Raw genomic sequence first — 25,855 nt, 5'->3', positions numbered from 1 at the left:
GCCAACAGCGTTTTGCACCGTTGGTTGTGCGTTCGCCATTGCCTGGTGCTTAAGGAGCTAATCGCATGAATCGTGAATTTGAAATCTGGGCCCGGCTGCGCTATGGCGGCCGCTATGACCTGACGCGAGACGCTCACGGCTACTACTGCCGGGAAGTGGTTAAGCGGATGTTTGAGGTCTGGTGCCACTGTCGTGGCCTGGGTGTGGTGTGAGGTAGGTATGCAGACAATCATTCAACTTGAGCCGAATGAGTGGGTATCAGAGGACCTGCTGATCGCAGTGACTGGCATGAAGCGCGGCACCATTACCCGCGCTCGCAAAAAGTCCTGGCTGCTGGGAAGGGAGTATAAGCACGTTTCCCCTGAGGGTGATCCAAAGCCCACCAGCGAATGCATGTATAACCGCAAAGCGGTTGATGCGTGGATTGCCGCACAAAAACAACCAATTTGGTGATCGGGCAGCATGAAACAGGTAAGCTTATACCGCTCCTGGACGTCGGGAGGGAATAATGAGTAAAGCATCATACCCAACGGGCGTTGAGAACCACGGCGGATCACTCCGCATATGGTTCATTTATAACGGCAAGCGTGTCAGGGAGAACCTCGGTGTTTCTGACACCGCTAAAAACCGCAAGGTTGCCGGGGAACTGCGTACTTCTGTCTGTTTCGCTATCCGTATGGGTAGCTTTGACTATGCTGCGCAGTTCCCGAATTCACCAAACCTTAAAAACTTTGGTATCGAGAGGAAGGATATCGCGGTGAAAACCCTCGCTGATAAATGGCTGGAGCTAAAAAGCATGGAAATCAGTGCAAACGCATTAAGCCGTTATCAGTCTGTGGTGAGAGTAATGCTTCCCCATATTGGTGGTAAAAGACTGATCTCGACGATCACAAAGGAAGATTTGTTGGGTGTCAGGAAAGAACTGTTGACGGGATACTGTGTGCCTCGACCGAACCGCAAGACCGTGAAAAAGGGACGCTCGGCCCCAACGGTAAACTATTACATGGGAATCATATCTTCTTTTTTCCAGTTTGCTCATGAGAACGGCTATGCAGAGCAAAACCCCTGCGCCAGCATTGGAACACTGAAGAAAGCAAGAGCTAAGCCCGATCCGCTTGGCAGGGATGAGTTTTCCCGGTTAATAGATGCCTGCCACCAGCAGCAAACCAAAAATCTCTGGTCGCTGGCGGTGTATACAGGCATCAGACACGGCGAGTTAGTTTCTCTGGCATGGGAAGATGTTGATTTGAAGGCGGGAACCATGATCGTGAGGCGCAATCTCACGACCATGGGAGACTTTACTTTACCCAAAACAGAAGCCGGCACTGACAGGGTTATATATCTCACCCAGCCGGCGATTGAAGTACTGAAAAACCAGGCAGAACTGACGCGGCTAGGAAAGCAGCACCGGATAGAAGTTAAACTACGGGAATATGGTAGAAGCATCCATCATTCCTGCACGTTTATCTTTGTTCCTCAACCTACAAGGCATCATAACAAACCTGATGGGTATTATGCAGTAGGTTCTCTCGGGCCAAGTTGGACCTCAGCAATGAAAAGAGCCGGGTTGCGTTCTCGGAAAGCATACCAGTCACGCCACACCTACGCATGCTGGTCTTTATCCGCTGGCGCAAACCCCACTTTTATTGCGTCGCAAATGGGGCACGCAAATGCGCTGATGGTGCACAGGGTTTATGGTGCATGGATGCCGGAGTCCAGCTCTTCACAGGTAGCCATACTAAATCAGTCCCTGCGAGAAAATGCCCCAACGGTGCCCCAAAGAGAAAAATCAACAGCATAAGGCGATTAAAATCAGGTAGTTAAACCTTGGTTTCAATCACATGTTCATTATGATTGAAACCTCGCTAATTGCGGGTACTGGCTTCAATCCATTAATTACCGTTTGCGCGATGTACGGTTTTGCCAACGCCGCCGTGTGTCTGGCTATTTCGTTAAAATCCAAAAATGTCGCGTTTAAAACCGCGGGTATTTCCGCCACTATTACCCAGCTACTCGGCGTTTCTGAACCCGCTTTGTTCGGGATTGTGATGCAGTCCGGACTCCGCGCTATTATCGTAATGTTAACCAGCTCCGCGCTGGGTGGAATGGTCCTCTCTTTGCTGTCGATAAAAGCCAACTCCTACGGCCTGGCGGTTCTGCTGTCGCCATTAATGTATTTGTATGATCGTTATCAGTTTATTTCCTATATTACCGTCGGAGTCTCCGTATTTATCTTCGCCTTCATAATGACGTTCGTTTTTGTCAATGCGAATAAAACCACGAAAAAGTCTTAGGGGATAACAAAGCCCAATTATTAATTTAACAAGCAGTTAAACAATCCATTTTCAATGGCACAGTAATATGTGCTCTGCACCCCTGTGTTCAGAGCACCGCTTCCTCCTGTACAGGTATTAATAATGAAAGCCTACATGCTTACGCTCTGCGCGCTGGCTTTGCCAGCGCCTGCCCTTGCGACGGATACAACCTTAAGTGAAATTAACGCCCGACTGGAAAAGCTTGAGGCCGAATTGAAACAGTCGCGAATACAATTACAAGATGCCAGCAGCAAAATTAATAATGCGGAAAAAAGAGCCGCCAGAGCCGAGCAAAATGCCGCTCGCGCAGAAGAACGATTGCAAGCCGTTGAACAAAAAACCGATGCAGATCTTGCGTTAATCAAAAGTCAGTCAGCCACTAGCGCAGAAAAAAAAGACGATCGCTCGGAAATAACATTTGGCGGCTATGCGAGAACGGGGATATTGACCAGCAAAGGCACCACTAGCACCGTCGGCCCTTCTCTGACGCCAGCGGGAAGCACCGGGGGAAGCGTTGGTCGCCTTGGCAACGAATCCGATACCTACGTCACTGCTGACATCAACTATCGGCGTAAATATGACAATAATAGTCAGCTGCGTTATTACATGAAAATTGCCGAATGGGATAAAACCTATAATACCGACAGCTCATTCAATGGTCAGATGAACGTGCGTCAGGCGTTTGTGGAAATGAGCGACATGCCCTCGTTCAGCGGCGCATTCAAAAATGCCACGCTATGGGCCGGGAAACGTGAAGACCGGGATAATTTCGATATTCACTGGCTCGACTCCGACATGATGAATTTAATCGGTACCGGGGCCGGCATTTATGATGTGAACGTCTGGGGCGATATTAAGACCAACCTTGCGGTTTACGGACGTAACTTTAATGATATTGATACGATGGAGAACGTTGAATATAACAACATGATCGGGGCTGATAACACCTATATTCAGAACTATACCTTCTCGCTCAATAACCGCCTGGATAACTGGCAGTGGATGTTCAATGGTCTTTACTCGCAGGATAACGATAAGCGGATTAACGACGGGCTGGCCACAGATAAAGCCGCCTCGCGTGGCTTTAACACCATGCTGGCTTATCATGGCGACAGTTTCTATGGCCTGCGCCCCGGCCTGACTAAAACGGTGCTGCTTTATGGCCGCGCGCTGGGTGCGGAAGTGCGCGGGCCGGGTTCCGACGGCTACCTGATTGATCCGGCCTGGACGGTGAAGTTTGCCTCTTACGGCATTACTTCGCTCACCGATAGCCTGAGCCTCGCGCCCCTGGTCGTCGCTCAGAGCAGCAATAATCGCTATATCGATTCCGACCATTACGACTGGGTGACGCTTAATGCCAGAGTGATCCAGCAAATTAACCAAAATTTCGCGCTGCAATATGAGACCAGCTATCAATATATGGATATCGACCCGAAAGGCTTTAACGGCAATAAAGCCGCCAGCGGCAGTTACTACAAGCTCACCTTTGCCCCGACCTTTAAAATGCAGAACGTGACGGACTTTTTTGAACGCCCGGAAATTCGCTTCTTTGCTACATGGATGACCTGGGATAAATCACTGGATAATTACTCTTCCACCGATACCTTCGGCAGCGCCGGTTACCATGGCGCCGGGACGCTCTTCTTCGGCGCTCAGCTAGAAACGTGGTTCTAAAATCGGCTCCTCTTCTGACTCAACTTCGGAAGAGGAGTCTCTGAATTGGCCTCTCTCACCATTTTCAACCACACTAAATCTGCGTAAGGACAGCGAATCTATGTAACATCAACACAACAGCGGGCCATTCTATATGAAAAAAATTGCCATCATCGGCGCAGGGCCTACCGGAATTTATACCCTGTTTGCACTCCTTAAACACCACGAAGCGCTGGACGTGTCGATTTATGAGCAAGCCAATGAAGCGGGCGTGGGCATGCCCTACAGTGATGAAGAAAATTCACGCATGATGCTGGCGAATATCGCCAGTATTGAGATCCCGCCTATTCTGTGCACCTACATCGAGTGGCTAAAAGCCCAGGACAAGGCGCACCTTGCGCGCTATGGCGTAGATTATGACGCTTTGCATGATCGTCAATTTTTGCCGCGTATCCTGCTAGGCGAATACTTTCGCGACCAGTTTATTGGGTTGGTTGCGCAAGCTAAAGAACGAGGCTTCCGGGTGCAGGTTCATGAATCCTGCGCTGTCACCGACCTGCAGGCCACCGCGCAAGGCGTCAGGCTGTGGGCCGAAGGTGAGCAAACAGCAGACGTTTTCAGTCTCGCAGCAATCGCCACCGGCCACGTGTGGCCTGCGCAAGAGGAGTCGACCCGAACTTATTTTCCCAGCCCGTGGTCTGGCCTGATGGAAGCCAACATTCCGCCCTGTCGGGTGGGGATTATGGGCACCTCGCTCAGCGGGATTGATGCAGCAATGGCCGTCGTCGTTCAGCATGGCAGATTTACTGATTCGGACGATGGAGCGTTGACCTTCAGGCTGGATAATGACAGCAAAGCGCTCAGTATTGTGTTGATGTCCCGCTCCGGCATTCTGCCCGAAGCCGATTTTTACTGCCCTATTCCCTGGGAGCCGCTGCATATCGTCAGCGAAAGTGCGGTCAAAAAAGAGATCGCAGCGGGTGCCGACGGCTTACTCGACCGGGTATTTCAGCTGATGGCGCAGGAAATCAAACTGGCCGACCCATGCTGGAGCGAGAACATCGCCCTTAACGCGCTGGACGCTGACAGCTTCAGCGAGGCGTGGTTTCAAAAACGCCAGCAGCGCAATCCATTTCACTGGGCGCGGGCGAATCTCGACGAAGTTGAACGTCATAAGCGAGAGCGTTACACCGTGCCCTGGCGCTACGTTATTTTGCGGCTACACGAAGCCGTTCAGGAGATGGTTCCGCATCTCAACGCTCAGGACCGCGAGCGCTTCAACCGTGGCCTCGCGCGGGTGTTTATCGACTGTTACGCCGCCATTCCCTCCGAGTCCATTCGCCGACTACTGGCGCTGCGCGAAGCCGGCGTCATCAGCATTCTCGCTCTGGGCGCGGATTATGAGTTATCAGTTGAGCAAGATAAAACACAGATTATTAACCGCGATAACCGCTATTTATACGATGTGTTTATCGATGCGCGAGGGCAGAAACCGCTCAAAACCACCGATCTCCCCTTCCCACATTTAAGAAAGCAATTACTGGCGACCGGCGACGATATTCCAGACGTCGGGGACGACTACACATTGCAGGAACCAGCTGAGGTGCGCGGGCGCATTGCATTTGGCGCAATCCCCTGGTTGATGCATGACCAGCCGTTTGTCCAGGGCATCACCGCCTGCGCGGAAATCGGCGCGGCGATAGCGAAAGCAATATCGCAACCGGCGAGCCGCTCACGCAGGCGTTTGCCGTTAATTGACCTTTAAGTTCACATGGATTTAGCTGCCGACACTTCGTCGCATGTACGCGCATTGGTTCTTGAGTACATTCGATGGGGTGTCAGAAGGTTTTAGACTGGAAGGCGCGACTCTCAGGGCCTCCGTGCCCTGAAAAGAGAGATTTACTCGAAGAAAACGTCAGGATTTTCCGACAGCGAAACGAAGTTTTTGCTGTTTTTATCCAGCGCACGAATATCACCGCTTTCAATATCGTAGAACCAGCCGTGCAGACGCAGGGTATTGTCGCGCAGGCCAACGGCAACCGACGGGTGGGTTTTGATATTATTCAACTGGGCGATGACGTTTTCCTGCACCATGCCATTCACCTTATCGGTCTCATTCGCCCAGGTCTTTTTATCCACCACCGCTTTTGCCGCATCGGAATAATGCAACCAATGGGAAACTGCGGGCATCGTATCCAGACACTGACAGGTCGCGATCGCTTTCATCGCTCCGCAGTTGGAGTGGCCGCAAATCACAATATCGGTCACGCCCAGGGCGACGACAGCGTACTCGATAGTGGCGGAAACCCCACCCGGCTCCGGTCCGAAAGAGGGAACGATATTACCGGCATTACGAATAACAAACAGCTGACCCGGATCCTGCTGAGTCACCAGCTCCGGCACCAGGCGGCTATCCGAACAGGAGATGAACAGCGCTTTGGGATTCTGGCTGGACGCCAGGCTGCGGAAGAGCTCTTTACGTTGCGGGAAGATCTCTTTTTGGAAGTTGAGGAAACCCTCAATGATATGTTGCATAGCAGTGTCTCTTTTCTCTGTTTTAATGACGATATGACAAAGATCACATTTAGTCAGTGTATCACTGAAGAGCAGAATGGGAATCGTTATTCGAATAAGAGATTAAAGATCAGACTGATGGCAAATCGATTTTGAAGACCGGCCCCGTATTTTACCAAGTAGCGGCGAGTGCTTGAACTGACCTATAGGATCAACGACGTCTGCGGGCCCGTAGCCCGGACAGGTGTACAGCACCGCCTCCGGGAAAACAACCACCATTTTTGTCGGCCCATGCAAGCGTGGTGACATTGCGGTAAAGATTGTTTATTTTTTCACTAGAAAACAATGATGAGCGAAGGTCATTGATGACTTCAGCACTAAACATTAATCGGGAGCGTTTATGTTTTTATCCAGCCTGATGGCCATTGCCGCAGTCCTTATCGTGGGCGTGATAAGCCCAGGACCGAGCTTTATTTATGTCGCCCGCAACGCGGTGGCCCGTTCACGCCTTCATGGCCTGGTCACCGCACTGGGGACCGGTACCGGCGCAGCTATCTTTTCGATTATGGCAATGATGGGTCTACAGAAGTTTTTGACGGCGGTACCAGAGATGTTTATCGGCCTGAAGGTTGCCGGTGGCCTGTATCTATTGTGGTTAGGCTATAAAATCTTTCGCAGCGCGGCACAGCCAATGGACTTCACCGCCGGGGGCATAGCGGCAGAACATTCGCTGTTGAAAACCTTCCGTGACGGTCTCTATACCCAGCTCAGCAACCCGAAAACGGCGCTGGTCTTCGCCTCTATTTTTACCGCCCTGCTGCCAGAGCGCATCCCTGTAGCCTTTTACTATATCGTACCGCTGATGAGCTTTCTGATTGATGTCAGTTGGTATTCACTGGTGGCCCTGGTGCTCTCTTCCTCCCGACCGCGCAGCGTCTATCTGCGTCTGAAGCACAAAATCGATATCGTCACCGCCACGGTATTGGGTGCGCTGGGATTGCGCCTGATAGCGACTTCGCTGTCGAAATAACCTCATGGCCCGAGCGCACTCGCTGCTCGGGCTAGCGCTTCCCACTTAAACGGTGTAAATACGAATATCGTGCTCGCGGAACGCATCGCTATATTCACGACTAACATTCTCTTCCACCACCAGCACATCAATGTCGCCGCTTTCGACCACCACAAAGCGCGCCACCGCGGGGATCTTATCAGAAGTCAGGCCCACGATGATTTCGCTGCACTGCTTAATAACCGCTTTTTTAAACTCGCAGTCGGGAAAATCAAATCCCGTGAGACCAGACTCCGGAGCCATCGCGCAGCCGCCGATAAAGCCCTGGTCAAACAACATCCCCTGGATCTGCGCCACGGCGGATGCCCCCACGCAGCCGCCGGTAGCCCGTTGGATCTGGCCGCCCAGCATCACCACGTCATACAGTGGTTTCTTGAGCAGCACCGCGGCGATCTCCGGAGAATTGGTCACTACCGTTAGCGCCAGCTCAACAGGCAGCGCCTCCGCCATCGCCAGATTAGTGGTGCCGGTATCGATAAAAATGCAGCCGCCGGGCTTAACCAGCCTTGCGCACTTCTGCGCGATTCTGCTTTTTATCGCCGTATTCTTATCCTTGCGCTCGCTGTAGTCTCCCGACTCAGGCAGAGTCATAACCGCCCCACCGTAAACCTTCTTGCAAAAACCCTCTTTGCTAAGTTCATGTAAATCACGGCGAATTGTGTGTTCTGATACGCTCAGACGGCTGGCCAGCTCAGCGCAAACCACCCTACCGTTTTCTTGCAGGATCTGGCAAATCAACGCTTGTCGTTGTTTAGGGAAAGCAGCATAATCGAGCACAATAACTCCTGGTAAATCTTTATCGAGCAACAAAGTGCATGATCGTGCATTCTGTCCCTGACTGTCAACACACCGTGTGAAGAGGTTTGAAATGAAAATTGCCCATATCGCCCTATGGACCCGCCAGCTTGAGCAACAGGCCCGTTTTTGGGTGTCGTTCTTTGAAGGCGAAATAAATGAAAAGTATTGCAGCCAGACTAACCTCGGGTTTGAATCTTACTTTGTCAAAATCGGTGATGATATTGCCATTGAACTGATGACCAAACCGGGTCTTAGCGAGCTGAAACCGGATAATAACCACACCGGCTGGGTTCATCTGGCGATAAGCGTTGACGGCGCGCAAAGAGTCGATGCGCTGGCTAAACGCGCCGAGGCGCAAGGTATCCTGGTCTCTGCTCCGCGTACTACCGGCGACGGTTATTACGAAGCGGTTATCAAAGACCCTGATGGCAACCTGGTTGAAATCGTCGCATAGTGTGGGACAAATGCTAAAAAGGAGATGCCCGTGGCCCACTATCGCGTGATAGATAAACAAAGCTGGCCGCGAAAAGATCATTTTGATTTTTATCGCGGTTTTGCCAATCCCAGTTTTAACCTCTGCGTACCCTTAGAAGCACAGCGGTTATACGAGTGCGCAAAAGACCGCGACGTCTCTTTCTTCCAACTGGCACTCTATGCGCTGATTCGCGCGGCAAACGGGGTACCACAGCTTAAACAGCGCCTGCTGGGCGACGATATTATCGAATATGATGAACTGGCGGTGATGACGCCGGTGATGACCGCTCAGGAAGGGTTCCGCCAGGTATGGTGCGACAACGCCGCCGATTTTAGCACCTTCAGCCGGGCAGCGACGCCGAGCATTAATGCCGCCAAACACACCGCGCCGGCTCCGCTAATTGTCAAAGGCGAGAACTTTTTCTGCGCCAGCTGCCTGCCGTGGCTGCATTTCAGCGCGATTACCCACGCTGAATACTATGTCGGCGCGGCGGTTCCCGCCCTCACCTGGGGTAAGCTAAAAAACGGCATTATCCCGGTAGCAGGCAAGTTTAATCATGCTTTTATCGACGGCCTGCACGCCAGCCGCTTCTTCGCACGAGTGGAAGAAGGCTTTGCTGAACCCGACACGCTGTGGCAGCCACAATAGAGGGACATGATGAGCAAAACGCTAACCGGCGGCTGCCTGTGCGGCTATATTCGCTTCAGCGCCGTTAACCCAGTCAGCCCGCACAGCTGTTCTTGCGATATGTGTCAGAAACATACCGGTGCTCAGACGGCAGTGTGGCTGGAGTTCACAGCCAAAGACGTCAACTGGACCGGCGATGGCGGCACGCCAGCAGCATGGCGATCGTCACAGAACACCTGCCGCGCCTTTTGCCCGCGTTGCGGCAGTTCACTGGGGGCCATTGATGACGGCCCGGTTATCGCCCTGCTGACCGGCGTGTTCGACCAGCCTAATGATAAAATCTTTGCCCCTGAGTTCCACTCATTTGAGGACATGAAGCCGTCATGGTGGCGGCAGATATGCCCTGATGCCGAATAATGATTAACCGGCTACCAGGCCAATCGGCTGGTAGCCCTGCCATTCTGGTTTCGGAGCCACACCTTTGGCGTTGGGCGTGAGATGGAGATACCAGTCGCCAACCTTTTCCAACAGTAGGCAATCATCCACTTCTTTAAGATTGTCTTTATGCTGCTGCTCGACGCCACAAAGCAGCTTTTGCAACGCTTTGTGCTTCGCGTCTTTCACATCATGTGCGACGAAAAGATCGAATTCATGTAACTCCGCCAGCGTGTCCGGGCGATAGCCACCAGCATTCACAAAAAATAACTTCACATCACTGGATGACGGTTCTTTTGCCAGCGTCACGTCATAACCATCAGCCCAGCTAATACGGCTGTAGCCATCAACATGAATTTTATCCGCATCACCAAACCACGCCTGACGTAACGCGGGCCAGGCCGCCTCTGGCGTCTCTGCCACCACAAACTGAATATCATGTACTTCAATATTCGATTTCCCTGCATTGCCACCAACATAAAACATAAACAAACTCACATTACGCTCCCTGAAAAACGATTCGATATATATAAGACTACATAACGAAATATTCAGCAACCTGTCAGTAACATGAAGCAGAGCAAAGGAGGGTTTGTAGGCTGGGTAAGGCGTCAGCCGCCACCCGGCAGAAATGTTAGTGCAACAGCCAGAGGAGCCGCCAAAGAGTGTGAAACCGCCCACTAAGGAGCGGTTTTGCTCATGCAATCATGAAATCATGCAATAAAGGAGAAACGTAGCCTACTCTTCCAGCGCGTAAGCGATAATATCATCGCCAACGTCCGGCGAGTGGCTGGCGCCGCCTGCGGAGATCACCACATACTCTTTCCCGGTCTTCGGTGACTTATAGATAAGCGGAGCCGCCACGGCACCTACCGGCAGGCGGGTGCGCCACAGCTCTTTACCGGTCGATGAATCCAGCGCGCGCAGGTAGTTATCCTGAGTCCCGGCAAAAAATACCAGCCCGGAAGCGGTAGAAGTCGGGCCGCCCAGCGTTGGCATACCCAGTGGAATATGCAGATGCGTTTTCAGGCCCAGCGGACCGGTATCCTCAACCGACCCCATCGGCACCTGCCACATCAACTGACGGGTATTGAGGTCAATCGCGCTCATGGTGCCAAACGGCGGCGTATTGCACGGCACGCCCAGCGCCGATTGCAGAATGTCGATCCGCACGCCGCCGTAAGGCCCGGCAACCTGCGGACGCACGGTGCCCATAAAGCCCGGAACTTCATCGGTGGAGACTTTGTATTTCGCCATATCTTCCTGGCGCACCAGAGACATTCTCAACGGCATCCGCATGTCATTGACGAACAGCGTACCGGTACGCTCATCGATGGTGATGCCACCCCAGTTCATACCGCCCAGCAGGCTAGGCCATTCAATATAGGGCTTCTCTGACGGCGGAGTGTACATCCCCAGATACGTCGATTCTTTGAAGTCAATACGGCACATCAACTGATCAAACGGTGTGACGCCCCACATCGATTTCTCAGTCAGCGGTTCAACGCCCAACTGCGGCATTCCGGTGGAGAACGGTTGAGTCGCCGAGAGATGTTCACCTTCTGCGCCATCGTGAGCAACAGGAAGCTCTTCCACGCGGGTCACCGGCTTGCCCGTCCGACGGTCAAGGACGTAAATCTGCCCGGTTTTGGTGGTCTGGATCAGAACCGGAATCTCTTCGCCCTTGTCGTTTTTCATATGAAACAGCACCGGCTGCGATGGCAGGTCATAGTCCCAGATATCGTGATGCACGGTCTGAAAGACCCACTTTGTCTCCCCGGTGCTGGCATCTACCGCCACGACGGATGAGCCGTATTTCTCTTTAGCCTCGTTGCGATCGCCGCCCCAGTAATCCGGTGGACCGTTACCGGTTGGTAGATAAATCAGGTTCAGCTCTTTATCAAAACCCGGCACCGTCCAGACGTTCGGCGTTTCGAGGGTGTAGACACGACCTTTTTCCGGGTCGGTAATGTTTTCCGGCTGGCCCACGTCCCAGGCCCAGACTACTTTACCGGTACGCACGTCAAACGCGCGCACCACGCCAGACGGCTCGCCGTGCACAATATCACGCACCCAACCGCCAAGCACCGCAATGTGCCCCATGATCACCGGCGTTGAGGTAGGGTGGTAGCGTTTGCTGTTTTCGGTATTGTCCATGCCCTGTTTCAGATCAACGCTGCCGTGGTCGCCAAAGTCATCGCACAATTCGCCGGTTTTGGCGTTCAGCGCGATCAGGCGTGCATCAACGGTAGAGATCAGAATACGCTGCGGGCACTGCTGTAACGCCGGGCTGGCCTTCTCTTCCGCGCTCAGCGAATCGTCGCTCTGCACATCGTAATAACCCACACCGCGGCAGGTCACGTGTTCGGCGGTCTGCGCCTGTGGGTCAAAACGCCAGCGCGGTTTGCCAGTATCCGCATCCAGTGCGGTGACAACGTTTAGCGGCGTGCAAGAGTACAGCGTGTCGCCAATTTGCAGCGGAGTATTTTCATCGACGCCAATCCCGGCACCGGTAAGACGTCGTCCGGTGTGGTATGTCCAGGCCACCTTCAGGTTTTTGACGTTCTCTGGGGTGATGTCATCGTACGGCGCGAAGCGGGTACCGGACGCATCGCGACCAAAGAATTCCCAGTTATCGCTTTTCGACGCCAGCGCTGGCGTTTTGTCATTACTCGCTTTTACCACGCCGTTATGAATGCCACCATGCGGGTAAAACGCCGATACCAGCGTCGCCAGCAGTATGAGGAAAATCGCCGACGCGCTCCAGTTGGCGTAGCGCACCCGAGCGCGTTTCACCGGCAGCGTGGTCGCTAGCCACAGCGCCAGCATCAGCATTAGCGCCGGAACCACCAGCCGCGGGATCAGACCCCAGTAGCTGAACTGCACTTCATACAGTGCCCAGCACAGGGTTAACAGGAAAGTCAGAATAGCGAAAGGGAGAACATATTTACTGCGGGTGATAAAGCCGATGGCGATAAGCAGATAAGCCACACCGGCTAGCAGATACCAGGCGCTACCGCCAAGAGAGAGGAGTTTGCCGCCCCAGATAGTGAAAAAGAGCCCTATGCCAAAGCTTAGGAGTACAAAGAGTAACCGGTAGATGGTGAAGAAAATCCCTCTCCCGCTACCTTGTCGTTCGTCCATATTTCATCCCATACGACGTCAGTCGAAAAAACCAAAACATTTATTTTAAACAGTGCGTTATCAAGATGATAAAAGCACGGACCACATATCATGTTGGTTGGACGCTCAAGACCAGAGCGAAGAACGTAATAAATCATATGCATTTGTAAATGTTATGTAAAATTATACAGCATGAAATGTTTAAAATTTTTTAATTTATAAAAGTAAGTTGATAGTCAAAACAGTTTTAAGCGCTATGAGGGAGTATCGAAATGAAGAGGAGACGGCGATGATGAAAGACTTGCCGACCAGCAGCCCCCTGCTGGCCGGCAATTGAACCTCAACGTTTAACTCGCGTGCTGACTCACGCCAATCTCGCGTAGTGAAGTGGCAAGATCCAGCTGCGCCAGCTCTTTCAAGCCTTCTCGCTTGATAAACTGACTACGATGCTTGCTCTTAACCTCTTCCAGGCTTTTCTTTATCTCAGTCGGCGGTAATTTATACCAGCCGCGATGATGCTTCACGCCGCCTATTTCCAGCCACAGCTCAGAATAGCTGGTTTTTACTCTGTCACACTTAACATGGTAATGGCTGTCGATAGCATAAATGTCGTTGATATTATAATGTGCTAAAAAACCATACAGCAGAGTGATAATTAAATTTTTCGGTCGAGTACCATAAAGTTCTTTGGTCAGTACTTTGACCTCTTCATTATCAATATCTTTCCCTCCCTGAATACCGCCGATATAGGCACGGCCATCTTCGGTACAGGAAAAACAGATGCTGTAAACGCGTTTATCGTCCAGGAACATTAATAGCATCAGTTCCCCTTCTTCCTGAAAAGGCGACGCCAGCAGCTTCACTTCAATACTGGAGCCGTTTTTCAGGGGAATGGCGATCATCGAACGACCAAACGCCGCCACATCATACAGCTGCGGCAATACCTCAGGGTGGAAGGTTTTCTCTATAAAATTCAAAGCGCCATAAGCGATGTCGAGCTTCGCCCTTTTTGACATTTTCTTGTTTAGATAAGCTTTAAAGGGTTTATCCTCAAAGCTAACCAGCCCCTTCGTTGCACCGGTTAATTTAGAACAAGCGTATTTTTCACATAGAGCCTGATATTCCTTGTATTTACCTCCGGTTAAAGGTATCTCTCTGCATTTACGTAATACCTTTTTATATTTGAGTTTAAAATGACAAATGACTTTATTATTTTTCCGCCATTCTTTGATGGCGGCTACTGCTGTTGTCGATACCATTGACTAAGATCCATAGATACATCCATAACCGCAGCAATATTAACATAATCCCCGCAAGTCAATGTTTAAACCAACATTCGTTGTCGTTTCGTTTAATAAATATCCCCGTCATACTTCAAGCTGCATGTGCTGTTCAAGGCACGAGTGCCTTGTCCTGCAACTCGAATTATTTAGGGTATTGTGTTCTAGTAATTGATATCTGGTTATCAATTATCATTGGCGATCGTCCAGCTATTTTTATCCGTTTAAACTGCATCAAATAGCGCCAGCGCTTACCGGTATGTGCTGTCCACGCTCACGCCGGGTGCATCCGCTGACCGATTTACCTATACTTGCTTACGGTCAAAACTGAACTTAAATGGGTAACTCATGGAAATTGATCTCGACAACCTGGTTTTTAGCGGCCTGGAAGAAGCGCAAGAGCGTAACGCTGAACGTCTTGAAGATGCTGACAAAAAAGCCCAGGCAATCGTTGCCGATGACGACTGCGGCGACGCCTGCAAAATCTAATTGCAAAACCGGCAGCCCTGCCGGTTTTATTTATCTCCCCCTATCGCCGGATCGGACACAGTAAAAAAACTTCTATTGTTCGCCAATAAGAAGAAAAATTTCCTCCGAATCCTCTGTTTTACAGACTTAACTAGCAACTTTTTTCTCTGCCGAGTGCGCTAATATTCCCACTATCGTTCCTGCCGGTCGCATTGACAAACGCGCCCCACAGGCGCACATCAACGTCGAGAAATCACGCCATTGCTCGACGGAACTTTTCTGTACCGACCCAGAGGCTCAGTCATGTCACACCGGGAAAGCCGCGTTAAATGGAATATCTTCATTAATGCTCTGAAACAGGAAGTTAAACCCGCTTTAGGATGCACCGAACCGGTCTCGGTCGCCCTCGCCTGTGCCGTCGCGGCGCAGCAGCTGTCCGGCGCGATTGTGCGTATTGAAGTTGCGGTATCACCGAATTTAATGAAAAACGGTATGGGCGTGACTATCCCGGGTACCGGAATGACCGGCCTGCCCATCGCGGCCGCCCTGGGCGCTATCGCCGGCGATCCTCAGGCAAAGCTCGAAGTGCTGAAAAAAACCACCCAACGGGAAATTGATGCCGCCAGAGCGTTGTTAGAAGTCGGAGCTGTGCGCGTGGTATTACAGGATCCCTGTGATGAAATACTCTACGTTCGCGCCAGAGTCTACGCCGGGGATCAGCACACCACGGTCACCATTGTTGGCGACCACACCAACGTAATTTCGATTGAAAAAATGGGTCAGCCTTTGTTTATCAAAGATGAAAGCCGGGTCAGTGACGACATCATCAATCCGCTGGAACGGCTCGCCCACAGTTCACTGCGCGACATTTATGACTTCGTGAGCGTCGTTCCTTGTGAAGAGCTCGACTTTATTCTCGACGCCGGCTCAATGAACAACGCCCTGTCGAAGAAAGGCCTGTCTAAAGACTGGGGCCTGCACATCGGCCCAACGCTCAAACGCCAGGTCGATAAGGGGCTCGTTTCCGACGACATTTTTACCGAGATCCTCTACCGAACTAGCGCCGCGTCAGATGCCAGAATGGGCGGCGCGACGCTACCTGCAATGACAAATTCCGGCTCCGGCAACCAGGGGATCACCGCCACCATGCCGGTAGTGGTGGCTGCCGAACGTCTCAATGCCAGCCAGCAGCAGTTGGCCCGCGCGCTGGCGCTTTCACATCTGGTGGCTATCTATATCCATTGCAAACTCCCGAGGCTATCGGCGCTGTGCGCGACCACCACCGCCGGGATGGGCGCTGCGGCGGGGATTATCTGGTTAATGGACGGCAGCTTTGACAATATCGCCATGGCAGTGAATAACATGATTGGCGACGTCAGCGGCATGATTTGCGATGGCGCTTCCAGCAGTTGTTCAATGAAAGTATCGACCAGTATCTCTTCTGCCTGGAAAGCCATTTTGCTGGCGCTGGATAACTCGGTGGTCTCGGGGAATGACGGAATTGTTGAGCGCGACGTGGAAAATTCCATCCGCAACCTTTGTGATATAGCCGGACGCGCCATGCAGCATACCGACCGGCAAATCATCGAAATCATGGCGCATAAACGTTATTAAGCTGTCTACTCGAGACTAACCTATCGTCCGGGCAAGGTGTCAACCGCAGCCCGGCAAAAGTGCCTACTCTCGCTTTATCTCCCTGCGATTACGCATAAAAAAACCACCCCTGCCCGCTGGCATCAGGGTGGTTCGAACTCATGTTTAAAGCTGTAAACTAAACGTGAGGATAATAGGCAAACAGCGCCGGAGCACCACCGGTATGAATAAACATCACCGGACCGTTACCGACGAACCGCGACCTTTTCACGCCATCAATCAAACCAGCCATTGCCTTGCCGGTATAAACCGGATCTAACATGATCCCTTCCAGCCGCGCCAGCAACTCCACCGCGTGCATCCCTTCAGTGTTCGGCATCCCGTAACGCGGCGCGAAGTAGTCATCCCATAGCGCCAACGGCGACAGTGATTCGACCTTCAACATAGCGGATAATTCGCGCTGCAGCTTCTCAACCTTAGGCTGTTGATCGCCGACCTGGCGAGAAACAGTTACCCCTATGACCTTCATATCAGGTTGGCAGTAAGCAAACCCCACCGCCAATCCGGCATGCGTCCCCGCGCTCCCTGATGGCACCACGACGGACTGAACATTGAGGCTCATCTGGTCGCACTGTTCAGCGATTTCTAAAGCGCAATCAACGTAGCCCAATGAACCCAGCGCATTCGAGCCGCCAACGGGGACAATATAGGGTTTCGCACCTTTTGCCGAAAGCTGGTCGCTAAGCGCCTGCAACTGCGCATCCGGGTCATTAAGCTCATCAACCATTTCAATCTGGCAGCCCATCAGACTAAACAACAGATGGTTACCGTTGTAGAGATAGTTGGATTCTGTAGTTTGAATTGGATTTTCCAGCAACGCTGCGCATTTCAGTCCTAAATGTGCGGCCACGGCGGCGGTCTGACGCACATGGTTGGACTGAATCGCCCCGGCAGTCACCAGTGTATCGCAGCCTTTACTGAGGGCATCGGCCGCCAGAAACTCCAGCTTTCTGAGCTTATTGCCGCCCATACCAAGATGTGAAACATCATCGCGTTTAATATAGATATCGCGCTGTAAATATTCCGACAGCCGCTTCAGATGCTGAACAGGCGTAACGCCACCGACCAACTCTACGCGCGGTAACGTATTCAAAAACTCTTTTATGGACATAGACACTATCCTTTCTCAAAAAAAACGGCGGCCATCAGCCGCCGTAGAGTCTTATTGATGCTCGATTAGCTCTGCGAGGCCACGGCTTCAATTTCCACTTTGACGTCTTTTGGCAACCGGGCGACTTCCACGCAAGAGCGCGCCGGGAAAGAGGCATTGCGCTGAGTAAAAAATTCAGCATAGGCATTATTAATCGCGGCAAACTCGTTCAGGTCTTTGACAAAAATAGTGACCTTGCAAATATTACCAACCGTAAGCCCACCGGCTTCGATAATCGCCTGAACATTCTCCAGGCTCTGGCGGGTTTGACCTTCAGCGCACTCCGGAATATTTCCGGTTTGCGGATTAATCGGCAACTGGCCCGAAGTAAAAATGAAATTACCGGTTCGCGCCCCCTGAATATAAGGGCCAATCGCTTCCGGAGCCTGTTCAGTCGTAATAATCTTAGTCATCGTCAATCCTTAAATCATGTTTAGCGTTAGAGGGTGAACCCAACAATTAAATAGACAATTAGCGCCAGACTTCCCGTCACCAGTGCATAAGGCATCTGGGTGCGGATATGTTCAATATGGTCGCAGTTGGTCGCCATCGATGCGACGATAGCGTCACTGGAGATAGGTGAAGTCATGTCGCCGAAAATTGAACCGGAAATAGCCGCACCGATCATAAAATGCGGGTCAATACCTAATGACACGCCCAGTTGGACGCCAATCGGGATCATAATAGCGAAGGTTCCCCAGGAGGTGCCCGTCGCCAGCGACATCACCGCTGCAATCAGGAAGATAAAGCCAATCGAGAAACCGGATGGAATAACGCCGGAGGTAATCGAGGCAATATACTGCCCGGTATTCAGTTCCGCCGAAATATGCCCCATCAGGAAGGCCAGAATCATAATTGAGCTAATTTTGACCATGCTGGCATAGCCGATATACAGCTCTTTGAAAAAGTTCTCAACGTTGAGAATACCGCGCACTCTGAACCAGATAAAAGAAACCACGGTACCGAACATCACGCCGGAATAGACCGACATGGAACCACTGCCTTTGGAAAACTGTCCATCGCCGGTGATATACAGCACCACTGGCACCATTAATACTGTGGATAGAATCGGAATAAAGAAGTTAAGCATTGAATTACATGCTGGGTGATCAATAACCGGGTCCACATCTTCTTCGCCATGCTCTTGCTCTATTTCCGTTAATGCGGTTTCAAATTTTATCTCAGCCTTTTTCATCGGTCCCCAGCTACAGCCAGAGAGGATGTAAAAAAGCACTGAGGCTAATGAAAACCAGGCCATGGTGTTCCAGACCATCGAGCTGGCCAATACTTCAAAAGGTTCACCGGTCAAATAACCCTGTGCAATCTGTACGCCGATAACCCCCATCATTGCCGCCCCCCAGCCATTGATCATCACCGATGAACAGACCGAGACGCAGGACGTCTGGATAATATAGGACATCTTTTCCGGCGAGACTTTATAGCGCCGGGCAAGGTTTTTAGTCGAGGCACCAGCAATGAGCTGGTTAATCGAACTTTCGATAAAAATTAACGATGTGACCACCATCGCCAGCAGCTGAACCGACTTCTTATTGGTGACAAAATCGTTTTTCTCCGAGAGAAATTGCACCAGTTTGCGCACGCCGCCAGTGACAACGATCAGCCGCATAATGCCGCCGATCATCACCATAAAAATAATCGTTCGCGCATTACCGGCGGAGGCGAATGTTTCGATAATTCCGTTCAGGGTGCCGCCAACCCCCTGGATAATACTGTGGTTAATCACCGCGTAGCCGACAAAAATACCGGTCAGCAGGGAGAGGATGACCTGGCGGGTCAGGATCGCCAGAATAATAGTGACCAGCGGGGTAATAATCGTCCAGATGCCATAATCATGCATGATGGTTATCCTGTGTGAGGTCCATAGCGGCGAAGGCAATGTCCAGGTCCTGTAGCAGATCATCGATATGTTCAATGCCGACGGAAAAACGCAGCGTGGTGTCATAAACCCCGATGGCTTCTCGCTCTTCTTTTGACATCGAACCGTGGGACATGGATGCCGAATGGTTAATCATGCTTTCCACCCCTCCCAGCGATTCCGCCAACACAAAATAGTGCAACCCGCCGATAAAGCGTTTCAGGCTCTGGAGATCCCCCTTCAATGTTGCGGTCACCACAGCGCCGCCTGAACGCATTTGTGCCTTGCACAGCTCATGCTGAGGGTGCGACGGCAAACCAGGATAATAGACGCTGGCAATCGCTGGATGGTTCTCCAGATATTCCGCCACGCGCAGCGCGTTACCGCACTGACGTTCCATGCGCAGATCCAGCGTTTTCATGCCACGCAGGGCAAGATAGGCATCAAAGGGTGAAGCAATAGAACCAATGGTGGTTTTGATAAAGTCGAGGCGTGAAGCTAATGCTTCACTATTGGTGATGACTGCGCCGCCAATTAAATCAGAATGTCCGCCGATATATTTACTGGTCGAGAGCATCACCATATCCGCGCCCATTTCAAGCGGTTTATGATTCCAGGCGCTGGCGAAAGTATTATCCACGCAGGTAATAATGGCGTGTTCTTTAGCAATACGACAAACCTTTGCAATATCGACCAACTCCAGTAATGGGTTGGTTGGCGTTTCAATCCAGATTAAGGCCGTATTCTCCTGGATACTATTAACAAGGCTCTCCTCATCATTAAGATCGACATAGGAAATAGTCGCCCCGGTAGTTAACGTTTTCAGTTTTTCAAACAGTCGCCAGGTGCCGCCATATACGCCCTTCATCGCGATAATATGCGCATCCTTCGGCAGTAACTCCATAACAATGTTCGTTGCCGCCATTCCAGACGCGGTGGCGGTAGCATAAATACCTGCTTCCAGTTCCGCGAGCGCTGACTCATAAGCTGTGCGTGTTGGGTTAGAAACGCGGGAGTAGCAAAAATCGCCGCCTTCATAAAGATTAGGTTGAATAAAAGAGCTGGCGGTCACAATCGGGGTAAATATAGCGTTATTTACCGGATCGGATTGATTTCCAGCATGAACAGCCAAGGTAGCAATATCTATAGTTCTATTTTTCATAGGGTACACTCAAACTATTATTAGTCATAAAACATCGTGAGCTTATATTTTTTGGTTAGCAAAACCGGCGTATAAAACAGCAGCCAAAACTTCGTGTAATGGCCAGATAATAGATGGCCATTTCATCATCAACATAGTGATTTGCATCCTTCAACCACAGTTAAAATGTATATTAGGCGGGGAAGAAAATCTTACCTATTTTCCCTCTAATCAGACGAATATGGAGAAAATTGTTCTCTGATCGCAAAAACATGATACCACTAACACACTGATAAATAACATATCAATTTAAAATGGTGATTTAAATCACAAAAAAATAGGGAATAAATGCACTCTTTTACACCTTGTAACCATCCTTATACGAGATCGCTACAGATGAAACAGATACGCTCCGCTGAGTGTAGCGAACGATAATCGACGGAGACTCTATTGCCATCGAGATCGTTGACGCCATGTAGGAGAAAAGCAGTTCTGGAGAATGTATTTCTGAGGATAACGCCAGAATTGAGTCTGCTGGAGAACCTATTTAAATGTGGGTAATCGGTCGTGGTACGATTACCCTTTCCGCGCAAAAACAGAATATGACCGTCGTAATTCTTCAGCGGGCTTAACGCACAAGTCCGGCCAGATTGGTGCAATATGTGAGCCGCTGCCACGCCTCTTCCACCACATCAGGTACGGTAACATGGCCAATAAAACCAGCCCCCTTCGGCCCGTATCCGCCAGCATCGTCTCGCAGTCTTTTGACTTCGCCTAGCGTCATAGAGATATAGCGGTTCAGATCCCAAACACCAGGAAGCTGACCTCCGGTAATCATATAGCGCCCGTTCACCTGCTTAAGTCTCGGTTTAAAGACAGGCCAGTTAATAAAGTTCGCCGCCAGATTTTGCTGCTGCCAGCAAAAGCGAAACGATTCCCACGTACGCCGCTGCATCAGCGGATCCTGGACCAGGATGATATTCCGTGCCGTTAGCTTCTCTTGCTGGATCAGGTTGCGGGTGAATAGCGCATTCAGGCCGCAGTTCGTCGACTTATCCTCAAGGTAAATTTTATCCGCGCCGATACCAAAAACCATCTTCGCGATATCGGCCAGAATCCTGGCCTCGCTATCGTTTAATGAATACTTTAACGAGGCGGCGATATAAGCATTGCACTTCACCGCCTCTCTCAGTAAATCGGTTGAATGACCGATGCCGCCGCTGAAGATCACCGGGATATCGGCATTGGCGGCAAAATTCACCGCCCCGACGATGTTGGGCATGATCGCGTGGCCCGCAAGAATCAGCATATCGGGCTGAAGGTTATCGGCTGCTGAAAAATCATCAACAGAAAGCCAGTCAGCGATGGTGTTCAGGTCTTTTACCGCAGGGTCGGTTAGCTTCATCATCTCTTTTCGCTCGAAAGACAAATGCAGCCATGGCGTATGGCTGCATTAAAATTAAATGACCAGATCGTTAATTCAGCAGCGCTTTCGCCTGAGAATAGACGTTCTCAACGGTGATATTGAAATGCTGATAAAGCCGTTCCGCCGGGGCAGACTCACCGAAGGTGGTCATACCAACGATCGCGCCGTTCAGGCCCACGTATTTGAACCAGTAGTCAGCGATGCCCGCTTCAACGGCTACGCGAGCAGAGACGGCTTTCGGCAGCACGGCTTCACGGTAAGCCGCATCCTGCTTGTCGAATGCATCAGTGGACGGCATGGAAACCACGCGCGCCTTCACGCCTTCGGCAGTCAGTTTTTCGTAAGCGGCTACAGCCAGCTCCACTTCTGAACCGGTGGCGATGAAAATCAGCTCTGGCTGGCCAGCGCAATCTTTCAGCACGTAACCACCGCGGGCGACGTTCGCCAGCTGCTCTTCGGTACGCTCCTGCTGCGCCAGGTTCTGACGAGAGAGGATCAGCGCGGTCGGGCCATCTGCACGCTCAACGCCGTATTTCCACGCGATAGCTGATTCAACCTGGTCACACGGACGCCATGTGGACATGTTTGGCGTGACGCGCAGGGAAGCCACCTGCTCAACCGGCTGGTGAGTCGGGCCGTCTTCGCCCAGACCGATGGAGTCGTGGGTATACACCATCACCTGACGCTGCTTCATGAGAGCCGCCATACGCACCGCGTTACGGGCGTATTCCACGAACATCAGGAAGGTGGAGGTGTACGGCAGGAAACCGCCGTGCAGCGAGATACCGTTGGCAATCGCGGTCATACCGAACTCGCGCACACCGTAGTGGATGTAGTTGCCTGCGGCGTCTTCGTTAATCGCTTTAGAACCAGACCAGATGGTCAGGTTAGACGGTGCCAGGTCAGCGGAGCCGCCGAGGAATTCCGGCAGCAGAGGGCCAAAGGCTTCGATGGCATTCTGGGACGCTTTACGGCTGGCGATTTTCGCCGGATTCGCCTGCAGCTTAGCGATGAACTCATTCGCTTTCGCATCGAAGTCAGACGGCATATCGCCTTTCATACGACGGGTGAATTCTGCCGCTTCCTGCGGGAAGGCTTTCGCATAAGCCGCGAACTTCTCGTTCCAGGAGGCTTCTTTCGCCTGACCGGCTTCTTTCGCATCCCACTGCGCATAGATATCAGACGGGATTTCAAAGGCCGGGTGTTTCCAGCCGAGTGCTTCGCGGGTCAGCGCGATTTCCGCGTCGCCCAGCGGTGCGCCGTGGGAGTCGTGGGTGCCCTGTTTGTTCGGAGAACCGAAACCGATGATGGTTTTGCACATCAGCAGAGACGGTTTGTCGGTAACAGCACGTGCTTCTTCCACCGCGCGTTTAATCGAGTCAGCATCGTGACCGTCTACACCACGAACAACGTGCCAGCCGTAAGCTTCGAAACGCTTCGCGGTATCGTCAGTAAACCAGCCTTCAACGTGACCGTCGATGGAGATGCCGTTGTCGTCATAGAACGCCACCAGCTTGCCCAGTTTCAGGGTACCGGCCAGGGAGCATACCTCGTGGGAGATACCTTCCATCATGCAGCCGTCGCCCATGAAGGCGTAGGTGAAGTGGTCAACAATGTCGTGACCCGGACGGTTGAACTGCGCCGCCAGCGTTTTCTCCGCAATCGCCATACCCACCGCATTGGCAATACCCTGCCCCAGTGGCCCGGTGGTGGTTTCGACACCCGGGGTGTAACCCACTTCCGGATGGCCCGGCGTTTTGGAATGCAGCTGGCGGAAGCTCTGCAAATCGTTCAGTGATACATCGTAGCCCGTCAGATGCAGCAGGCTGTAAATCAGCATCGAGCCGTGACCGTTAGAGAGAATAAAGCGGTCACGATCGGCCCATGCCGGGTTGTTCGGGTTGTGCCGCAGGAAGTCCCGCCACAGGACCTCCGCAATATCCGCCATCCCCATCGGCGCGCCGGGGTGGCCGGAGTTGGCTTTCTGTACCGCATCCATACTCAGGGCACGCAGCGCGTTGGCGCACAGGCGGCGGGTATTATTCGTTGTGTTCATCAGGATATTCCCCACGCCTTACAGCATCTGCTGAATCTGGTTTTCCAGTTTGACCTGATCGACGGCGAACAGCCGGATCCCCTCAGCCAGTTTTTCCACCGCCATCGGATCCTGGTGGTGCTGCCAGAGGAACTCCGCCTGGGTCATCGGGCTGGGACGGGTTTCCGTCACGTTACCAGGCACCAGTTGACGGGTCAGCGCACCTTCGCTGGCGGCCAGCTCATCAAGCAGCGCCGGGGAGATGGTCAGACGGTCACAGCCCGCCAGCGCCTGGATCTGCTCAATGCGGCGGAAGCTGGCCCCCATCACCACGGTGTCGTAGCCGTGGGATTTGTAGTACTGGTAAATCTGGCGCACGGAAACCACGCCCGGATCGCGGTCCACCTGATACTCCGCCTGCGGCTGATTTTTCTGATACCAGTCGTAAATACGCCCGACAAACGGCGAGATTAAAAAGACGCCCGCTTCGGCGCAGGCCCTCGCTTGAGCAAAAGAGAACAGCAGGGTCAGGTTGCAGTTGATGCCGCTCTGCTCCAGCTCTTCGGCGGCGCGAATGCCCTCCCAGGTGGCGGCAAGTTTGATAAGGATACGCTCCGGCCCAATGCCGTTCTTTTCGTACATCTGGATAAGCTTGCGCGCTTTCGACACGCACATACCGCGATCCCAGGCAAATCGGGCATCGACTTCTGTCGAGATACGCCCAGGTACGTGGCGCAGCACTTCGCTACCGATATCCACCGCCACCTGATCGCAGGCGTTAATCAGCTGCGTTTGTGCGCTGCCGCCCTGCTGACGGGCTTTGCCGATAGCGTCAGCAATCAGCGCCTGATACTGCGGCAGCTGGGCGGCCTTGAGCACCAGAGAAGGGTTGGTGGTCGCATCCTGCGGGGCAAACTTTTTAATCGATTCAATATCGCCGGTATCGGCAACAACCGTGGTGTATTTTTTCAGCTCGTCTAACTGGCTCATGATTATCGTCCTGGGTAAGAGGTAAAACAGGCCTGGGAAAGCCAGCAGCATCCCAGGCGTTAAATCAGTAGGAACTTTTTGAATCGGCGCTGCTGCTCTGAGTGCTCAGACCCAGCACTTCCGGAGTGGAACGGTAGCCAATCCCCATCCGGTCGATGCCCATATCAATCAGTTGCAGGAAGTGTTCGCGGGTGCGAATGCAACCAGAGCCTTTGACCTTGCAGCGACCTTCTGCTGCCTTCATCATGACGGCAATAATTTCAGGCGTTGCCCCTTTGCTTTCCCCGCCGGTATAGAAGCCGGTTGAGGTTTTCACGAAATCAACCCCGGCACGGCAGGAGTATTCTGTCGCTTTTGCAACCTGCTCGACGGTCAGCGCATCAGTTTCGAAAATGACTTTCACCAGCGAGCCGTGGCGATGAGCAACGTCTACAACCGCTCGAATATCCTTTTCAAACTCTTCCCACATGCCGCTACGGATAAAGCCGTAGTTAGCGACAATATCCAGGTCTTCTACATCGCCCTGATTGCAGATAACCTCGGCCTGAGCCGCTTTGGATGCAGTTGAAGATGCACCAAATGGGAAGTCGCAGACGACGCAAATACCCGTTCCCGTGCCTTTACACATTTCTCGGGCAACGTCCAGGTACGCAGGGTTAATGCAGACCGTTTTGCATTTGTAATCAATCCCTTCCTGAATGTATTTGCGGACTTCTTGCAGGGTAAACTCAGGTTTCAGCACCGACTGGTCAATGTACTGGCCCAATTCAGCAGGGGTCATATCAGCAGCTTTTTTATTCGGTTTCATAGCATGGTTCCTTTTAAGT

General features: G+C 52.0%; 25 protein-coding genes. 12 read left to right on the top strand and 13 right to left on the bottom strand.

All coding sequences use genetic code 11. The features are described 5' to 3' along the window. The first annotated feature begins 65 nt into the window (after positions 1–65). The 6 genes from DA718_RS30400 (at position 66) to DA718_RS12520 (ending at position 5,733) form a co-directional block, all read left to right on the top strand. Positions 66–212, top strand: a complete 147-nt coding sequence (locus DA718_RS30400) for a hypothetical protein (RefSeq protein WP_167492761.1) — start codon at positions 66–68, stop codon at positions 210–212. Positions 213–219: 7 nt separating this feature from the next. Continuing rightward, a complete protein-coding gene (locus DA718_RS12540; RefSeq protein ID WP_032451986.1) occupies positions 220–453 on the top strand; it encodes an excisionase family protein in 234 nt (77 codons plus the stop codon). Positions 454–508: 55 nt separating this feature from the next. Further along, positions 509–1,801 carry a tyrosine-type recombinase/integrase gene (locus tag DA718_RS12535; RefSeq protein ID WP_112217000.1) on the top strand — a complete coding sequence of 431 codons (1,293 nt, stop codon included), beginning with the start codon at positions 509–511 and terminating at the stop codon, positions 1,799–1,801. A gap of 40 nt (positions 1,802–1,841) precedes the next feature. Next, a complete protein-coding gene (locus tag DA718_RS12530; protein WP_227015997.1) occupies positions 1,842–2,294 on the top strand; it encodes a hypothetical protein in 453 nt (150 codons plus the stop codon). Between the two features lie 123 nt (positions 2,295–2,417). Then, complete coding sequence (locus DA718_RS12525; protein ID WP_112216999.1) at positions 2,418–3,989, top strand: carbohydrate porin; 1,572 nt, start codon at positions 2,418–2,420, stop codon at positions 3,987–3,989. A gap of 133 nt (positions 3,990–4,122) precedes the next feature. Then, positions 4,123–5,733 carry an FAD-NAD(P)-binding protein gene (locus DA718_RS12520; protein ID WP_112216998.1) on the top strand — a complete coding sequence of 537 codons (1,611 nt, stop codon included), beginning with the start codon at positions 4,123–4,125 and terminating at the stop codon, positions 5,731–5,733. Between the two features lie 134 nt (positions 5,734–5,867). Here DA718_RS12520 and DA718_RS12515 read toward each other — a convergent pair whose 3' ends face one another. After that, positions 5,868–6,503 (bottom strand): carbonic anhydrase, encoded by a 636-nt coding sequence (locus tag DA718_RS12515; protein WP_110273955.1) that lies wholly within the window; start codon positions 6,501–6,503, stop codon positions 5,868–5,870. 379 nt (positions 6,504–6,882) lie between these two features. Here DA718_RS12515 and DA718_RS12510 point away from each other — a divergent pair, with 379 nt between their 5' ends. Continuing rightward, entirely contained in the window at positions 6,883–7,512 is a 630-nt protein-coding gene (locus tag DA718_RS12510) for a LysE family translocator (RefSeq protein WP_112216997.1), read from the top strand. A 45-nt stretch (positions 7,513–7,557) separates the two neighbouring features. On the opposite strand, the gene DA718_RS12505 is transcribed toward DA718_RS12510, so the two are convergent. Beyond that, positions 7,558–8,328 carry a DeoR/GlpR family DNA-binding transcription regulator gene (locus DA718_RS12505; protein ID WP_112216996.1) on the bottom strand — a complete coding sequence of 257 codons (771 nt, stop codon included), beginning with the start codon at positions 8,326–8,328 and terminating at the stop codon, positions 7,558–7,560. Between the two features lie 91 nt (positions 8,329–8,419). On the opposite strand from DA718_RS12505, the gene DA718_RS12500 reads away from it, so the two are divergent. From DA718_RS12500 to DA718_RS12490, 3 genes are read left to right on the top strand one after another with little or no spacing between them, the layout of a single operon-like run. Further along, positions 8,420–8,803 carry a VOC family protein gene (locus DA718_RS12500; RefSeq protein WP_112216995.1) on the top strand — a complete coding sequence of 128 codons (384 nt, stop codon included), beginning with the start codon at positions 8,420–8,422 and terminating at the stop codon, positions 8,801–8,803. Between the two features lie 30 nt (positions 8,804–8,833). Continuing rightward, entirely contained in the window at positions 8,834–9,472 is a 639-nt protein-coding gene (locus DA718_RS12495) for a CatA-like O-acetyltransferase, family 1 (protein ID WP_167492760.1), read from the top strand. Positions 9,473–9,481: 9 nt separating this feature from the next. After that, a complete protein-coding gene (locus tag DA718_RS12490; RefSeq protein ID WP_112216993.1) occupies positions 9,482–9,868 on the top strand; it encodes a GFA family protein in 387 nt (128 codons plus the stop codon). Positions 9,869–9,871: 3 nt separating this feature from the next. Here the strand turns inward: DA718_RS12490 and DA718_RS12485 are convergent, their stop codons facing one another. The 3 genes from DA718_RS12485 to DA718_RS12475 form a co-directional block, all read right to left on the bottom strand. Then, the gene (locus DA718_RS12485) at positions 9,872–10,384 is read right to left on the bottom strand and encodes a DUF1543 domain-containing protein (protein WP_112216992.1); all 513 of its coding nucleotides are present in this window, start codon (positions 10,382–10,384) and stop codon (positions 9,872–9,874) included. A 240-nt stretch (positions 10,385–10,624) separates the two neighbouring features. Further along, the gene (locus DA718_RS12480; RefSeq protein WP_112216991.1) at positions 10,625–13,030 is read right to left on the bottom strand and encodes a membrane-bound PQQ-dependent dehydrogenase, glucose/quinate/shikimate family; all 2,406 of its coding nucleotides are present in this window, start codon (positions 13,028–13,030) and stop codon (positions 10,625–10,627) included. A 326-nt stretch (positions 13,031–13,356) separates the two neighbouring features. Next, positions 13,357–14,268 carry a DUF535 family protein gene (locus DA718_RS12475; RefSeq protein WP_112216990.1) on the bottom strand — a complete coding sequence of 304 codons (912 nt, stop codon included), beginning with the start codon at positions 14,266–14,268 and terminating at the stop codon, positions 13,357–13,359. Positions 14,269–14,637: 369 nt separating this feature from the next. On the opposite strand from DA718_RS12475, the gene DA718_RS12470 reads away from it, so the two are divergent. Together DA718_RS12470 and DA718_RS12465 are read left to right on the top strand one after the other, a co-directional pair. Then, positions 14,638–14,778, top strand: a complete 141-nt coding sequence (locus DA718_RS12470; RefSeq protein ID WP_004102786.1) for a hypothetical protein — start codon at positions 14,638–14,640, stop codon at positions 14,776–14,778. Positions 14,779–15,060: 282 nt separating this feature from the next. Continuing rightward, positions 15,061–16,371 (top strand): L-cysteine desulfidase family protein, encoded by a 1,311-nt coding sequence (locus DA718_RS12465; RefSeq protein WP_112216989.1) that lies wholly within the window; start codon positions 15,061–15,063, stop codon positions 16,369–16,371. 157 nt (positions 16,372–16,528) lie between these two features. Here the strand turns inward: DA718_RS12465 and DA718_RS12460 are convergent, their stop codons facing one another. The 8 genes from DA718_RS12460 to deoC form a co-directional block, all read right to left on the bottom strand. Further along, positions 16,529–17,521 (bottom strand): D-cysteine desulfhydrase, encoded by a 993-nt coding sequence (locus tag DA718_RS12460; RefSeq protein ID WP_110273941.1) that lies wholly within the window; start codon positions 17,519–17,521, stop codon positions 16,529–16,531. Positions 17,522–17,586: 65 nt separating this feature from the next. Continuing rightward, entirely contained in the window at positions 17,587–17,973 is a 387-nt protein-coding gene (locus DA718_RS12455; RefSeq protein WP_110273940.1) for a RidA family protein, read from the bottom strand. 26 nt (positions 17,974–17,999) lie between these two features. After that, on the bottom strand, positions 18,000–19,418 hold the full coding sequence (locus DA718_RS12450; protein WP_110273939.1) for a Na+/H+ antiporter NhaC family protein: 1,419 nt from the start codon (positions 19,416–19,418) through the stop codon (positions 18,000–18,002). Beyond that, a complete protein-coding gene (locus tag DA718_RS12445; RefSeq protein WP_110273938.1) occupies positions 19,411–20,598 on the bottom strand; it encodes a trans-sulfuration enzyme family protein in 1,188 nt (395 codons plus the stop codon). The genes DA718_RS12450 and DA718_RS12445 overlap by 8 nt, the downstream gene beginning before the upstream one ends. A gap of 607 nt (positions 20,599–21,205) precedes the next feature. Then, the gene (locus tag DA718_RS12440; protein WP_227015996.1) at positions 21,206–21,985 is read right to left on the bottom strand and encodes a YdcF family protein; all 780 of its coding nucleotides are present in this window, start codon (positions 21,983–21,985) and stop codon (positions 21,206–21,208) included. A gap of 67 nt (positions 21,986–22,052) precedes the next feature. Continuing rightward, positions 22,053–24,059 (bottom strand): transketolase, encoded by a 2,007-nt coding sequence (gene tkt, locus DA718_RS12435; RefSeq protein WP_130624371.1) that lies wholly within the window; start codon positions 24,057–24,059, stop codon positions 22,053–22,055. Positions 24,060–24,077: 18 nt separating this feature from the next. Continuing rightward, positions 24,078–25,028, bottom strand: a complete 951-nt coding sequence (gene tal, locus DA718_RS12430) for a transaldolase (protein WP_130624369.1) — start codon at positions 25,026–25,028, stop codon at positions 24,078–24,080. A 64-nt stretch (positions 25,029–25,092) separates the two neighbouring features. After that, a complete protein-coding gene (gene deoC, locus DA718_RS12425) occupies positions 25,093–25,836 on the bottom strand; it encodes a deoxyribose-phosphate aldolase (RefSeq protein WP_112213493.1) in 744 nt (247 codons plus the stop codon). Positions 25,837–25,855 lie beyond the last annotated feature (19 nt).

It is taken from the genome of Klebsiella huaxiensis, assembly GCF_003261575.2.
Classification (GTDB): Bacteria; Pseudomonadota; Gammaproteobacteria; order Enterobacterales; family Enterobacteriaceae; genus Klebsiella; species Klebsiella huaxiensis.
The sequence above is the reverse complement of the archived record's forward strand: the minus strand, read 5'-3'. Positions and strand labels throughout refer to the sequence as shown.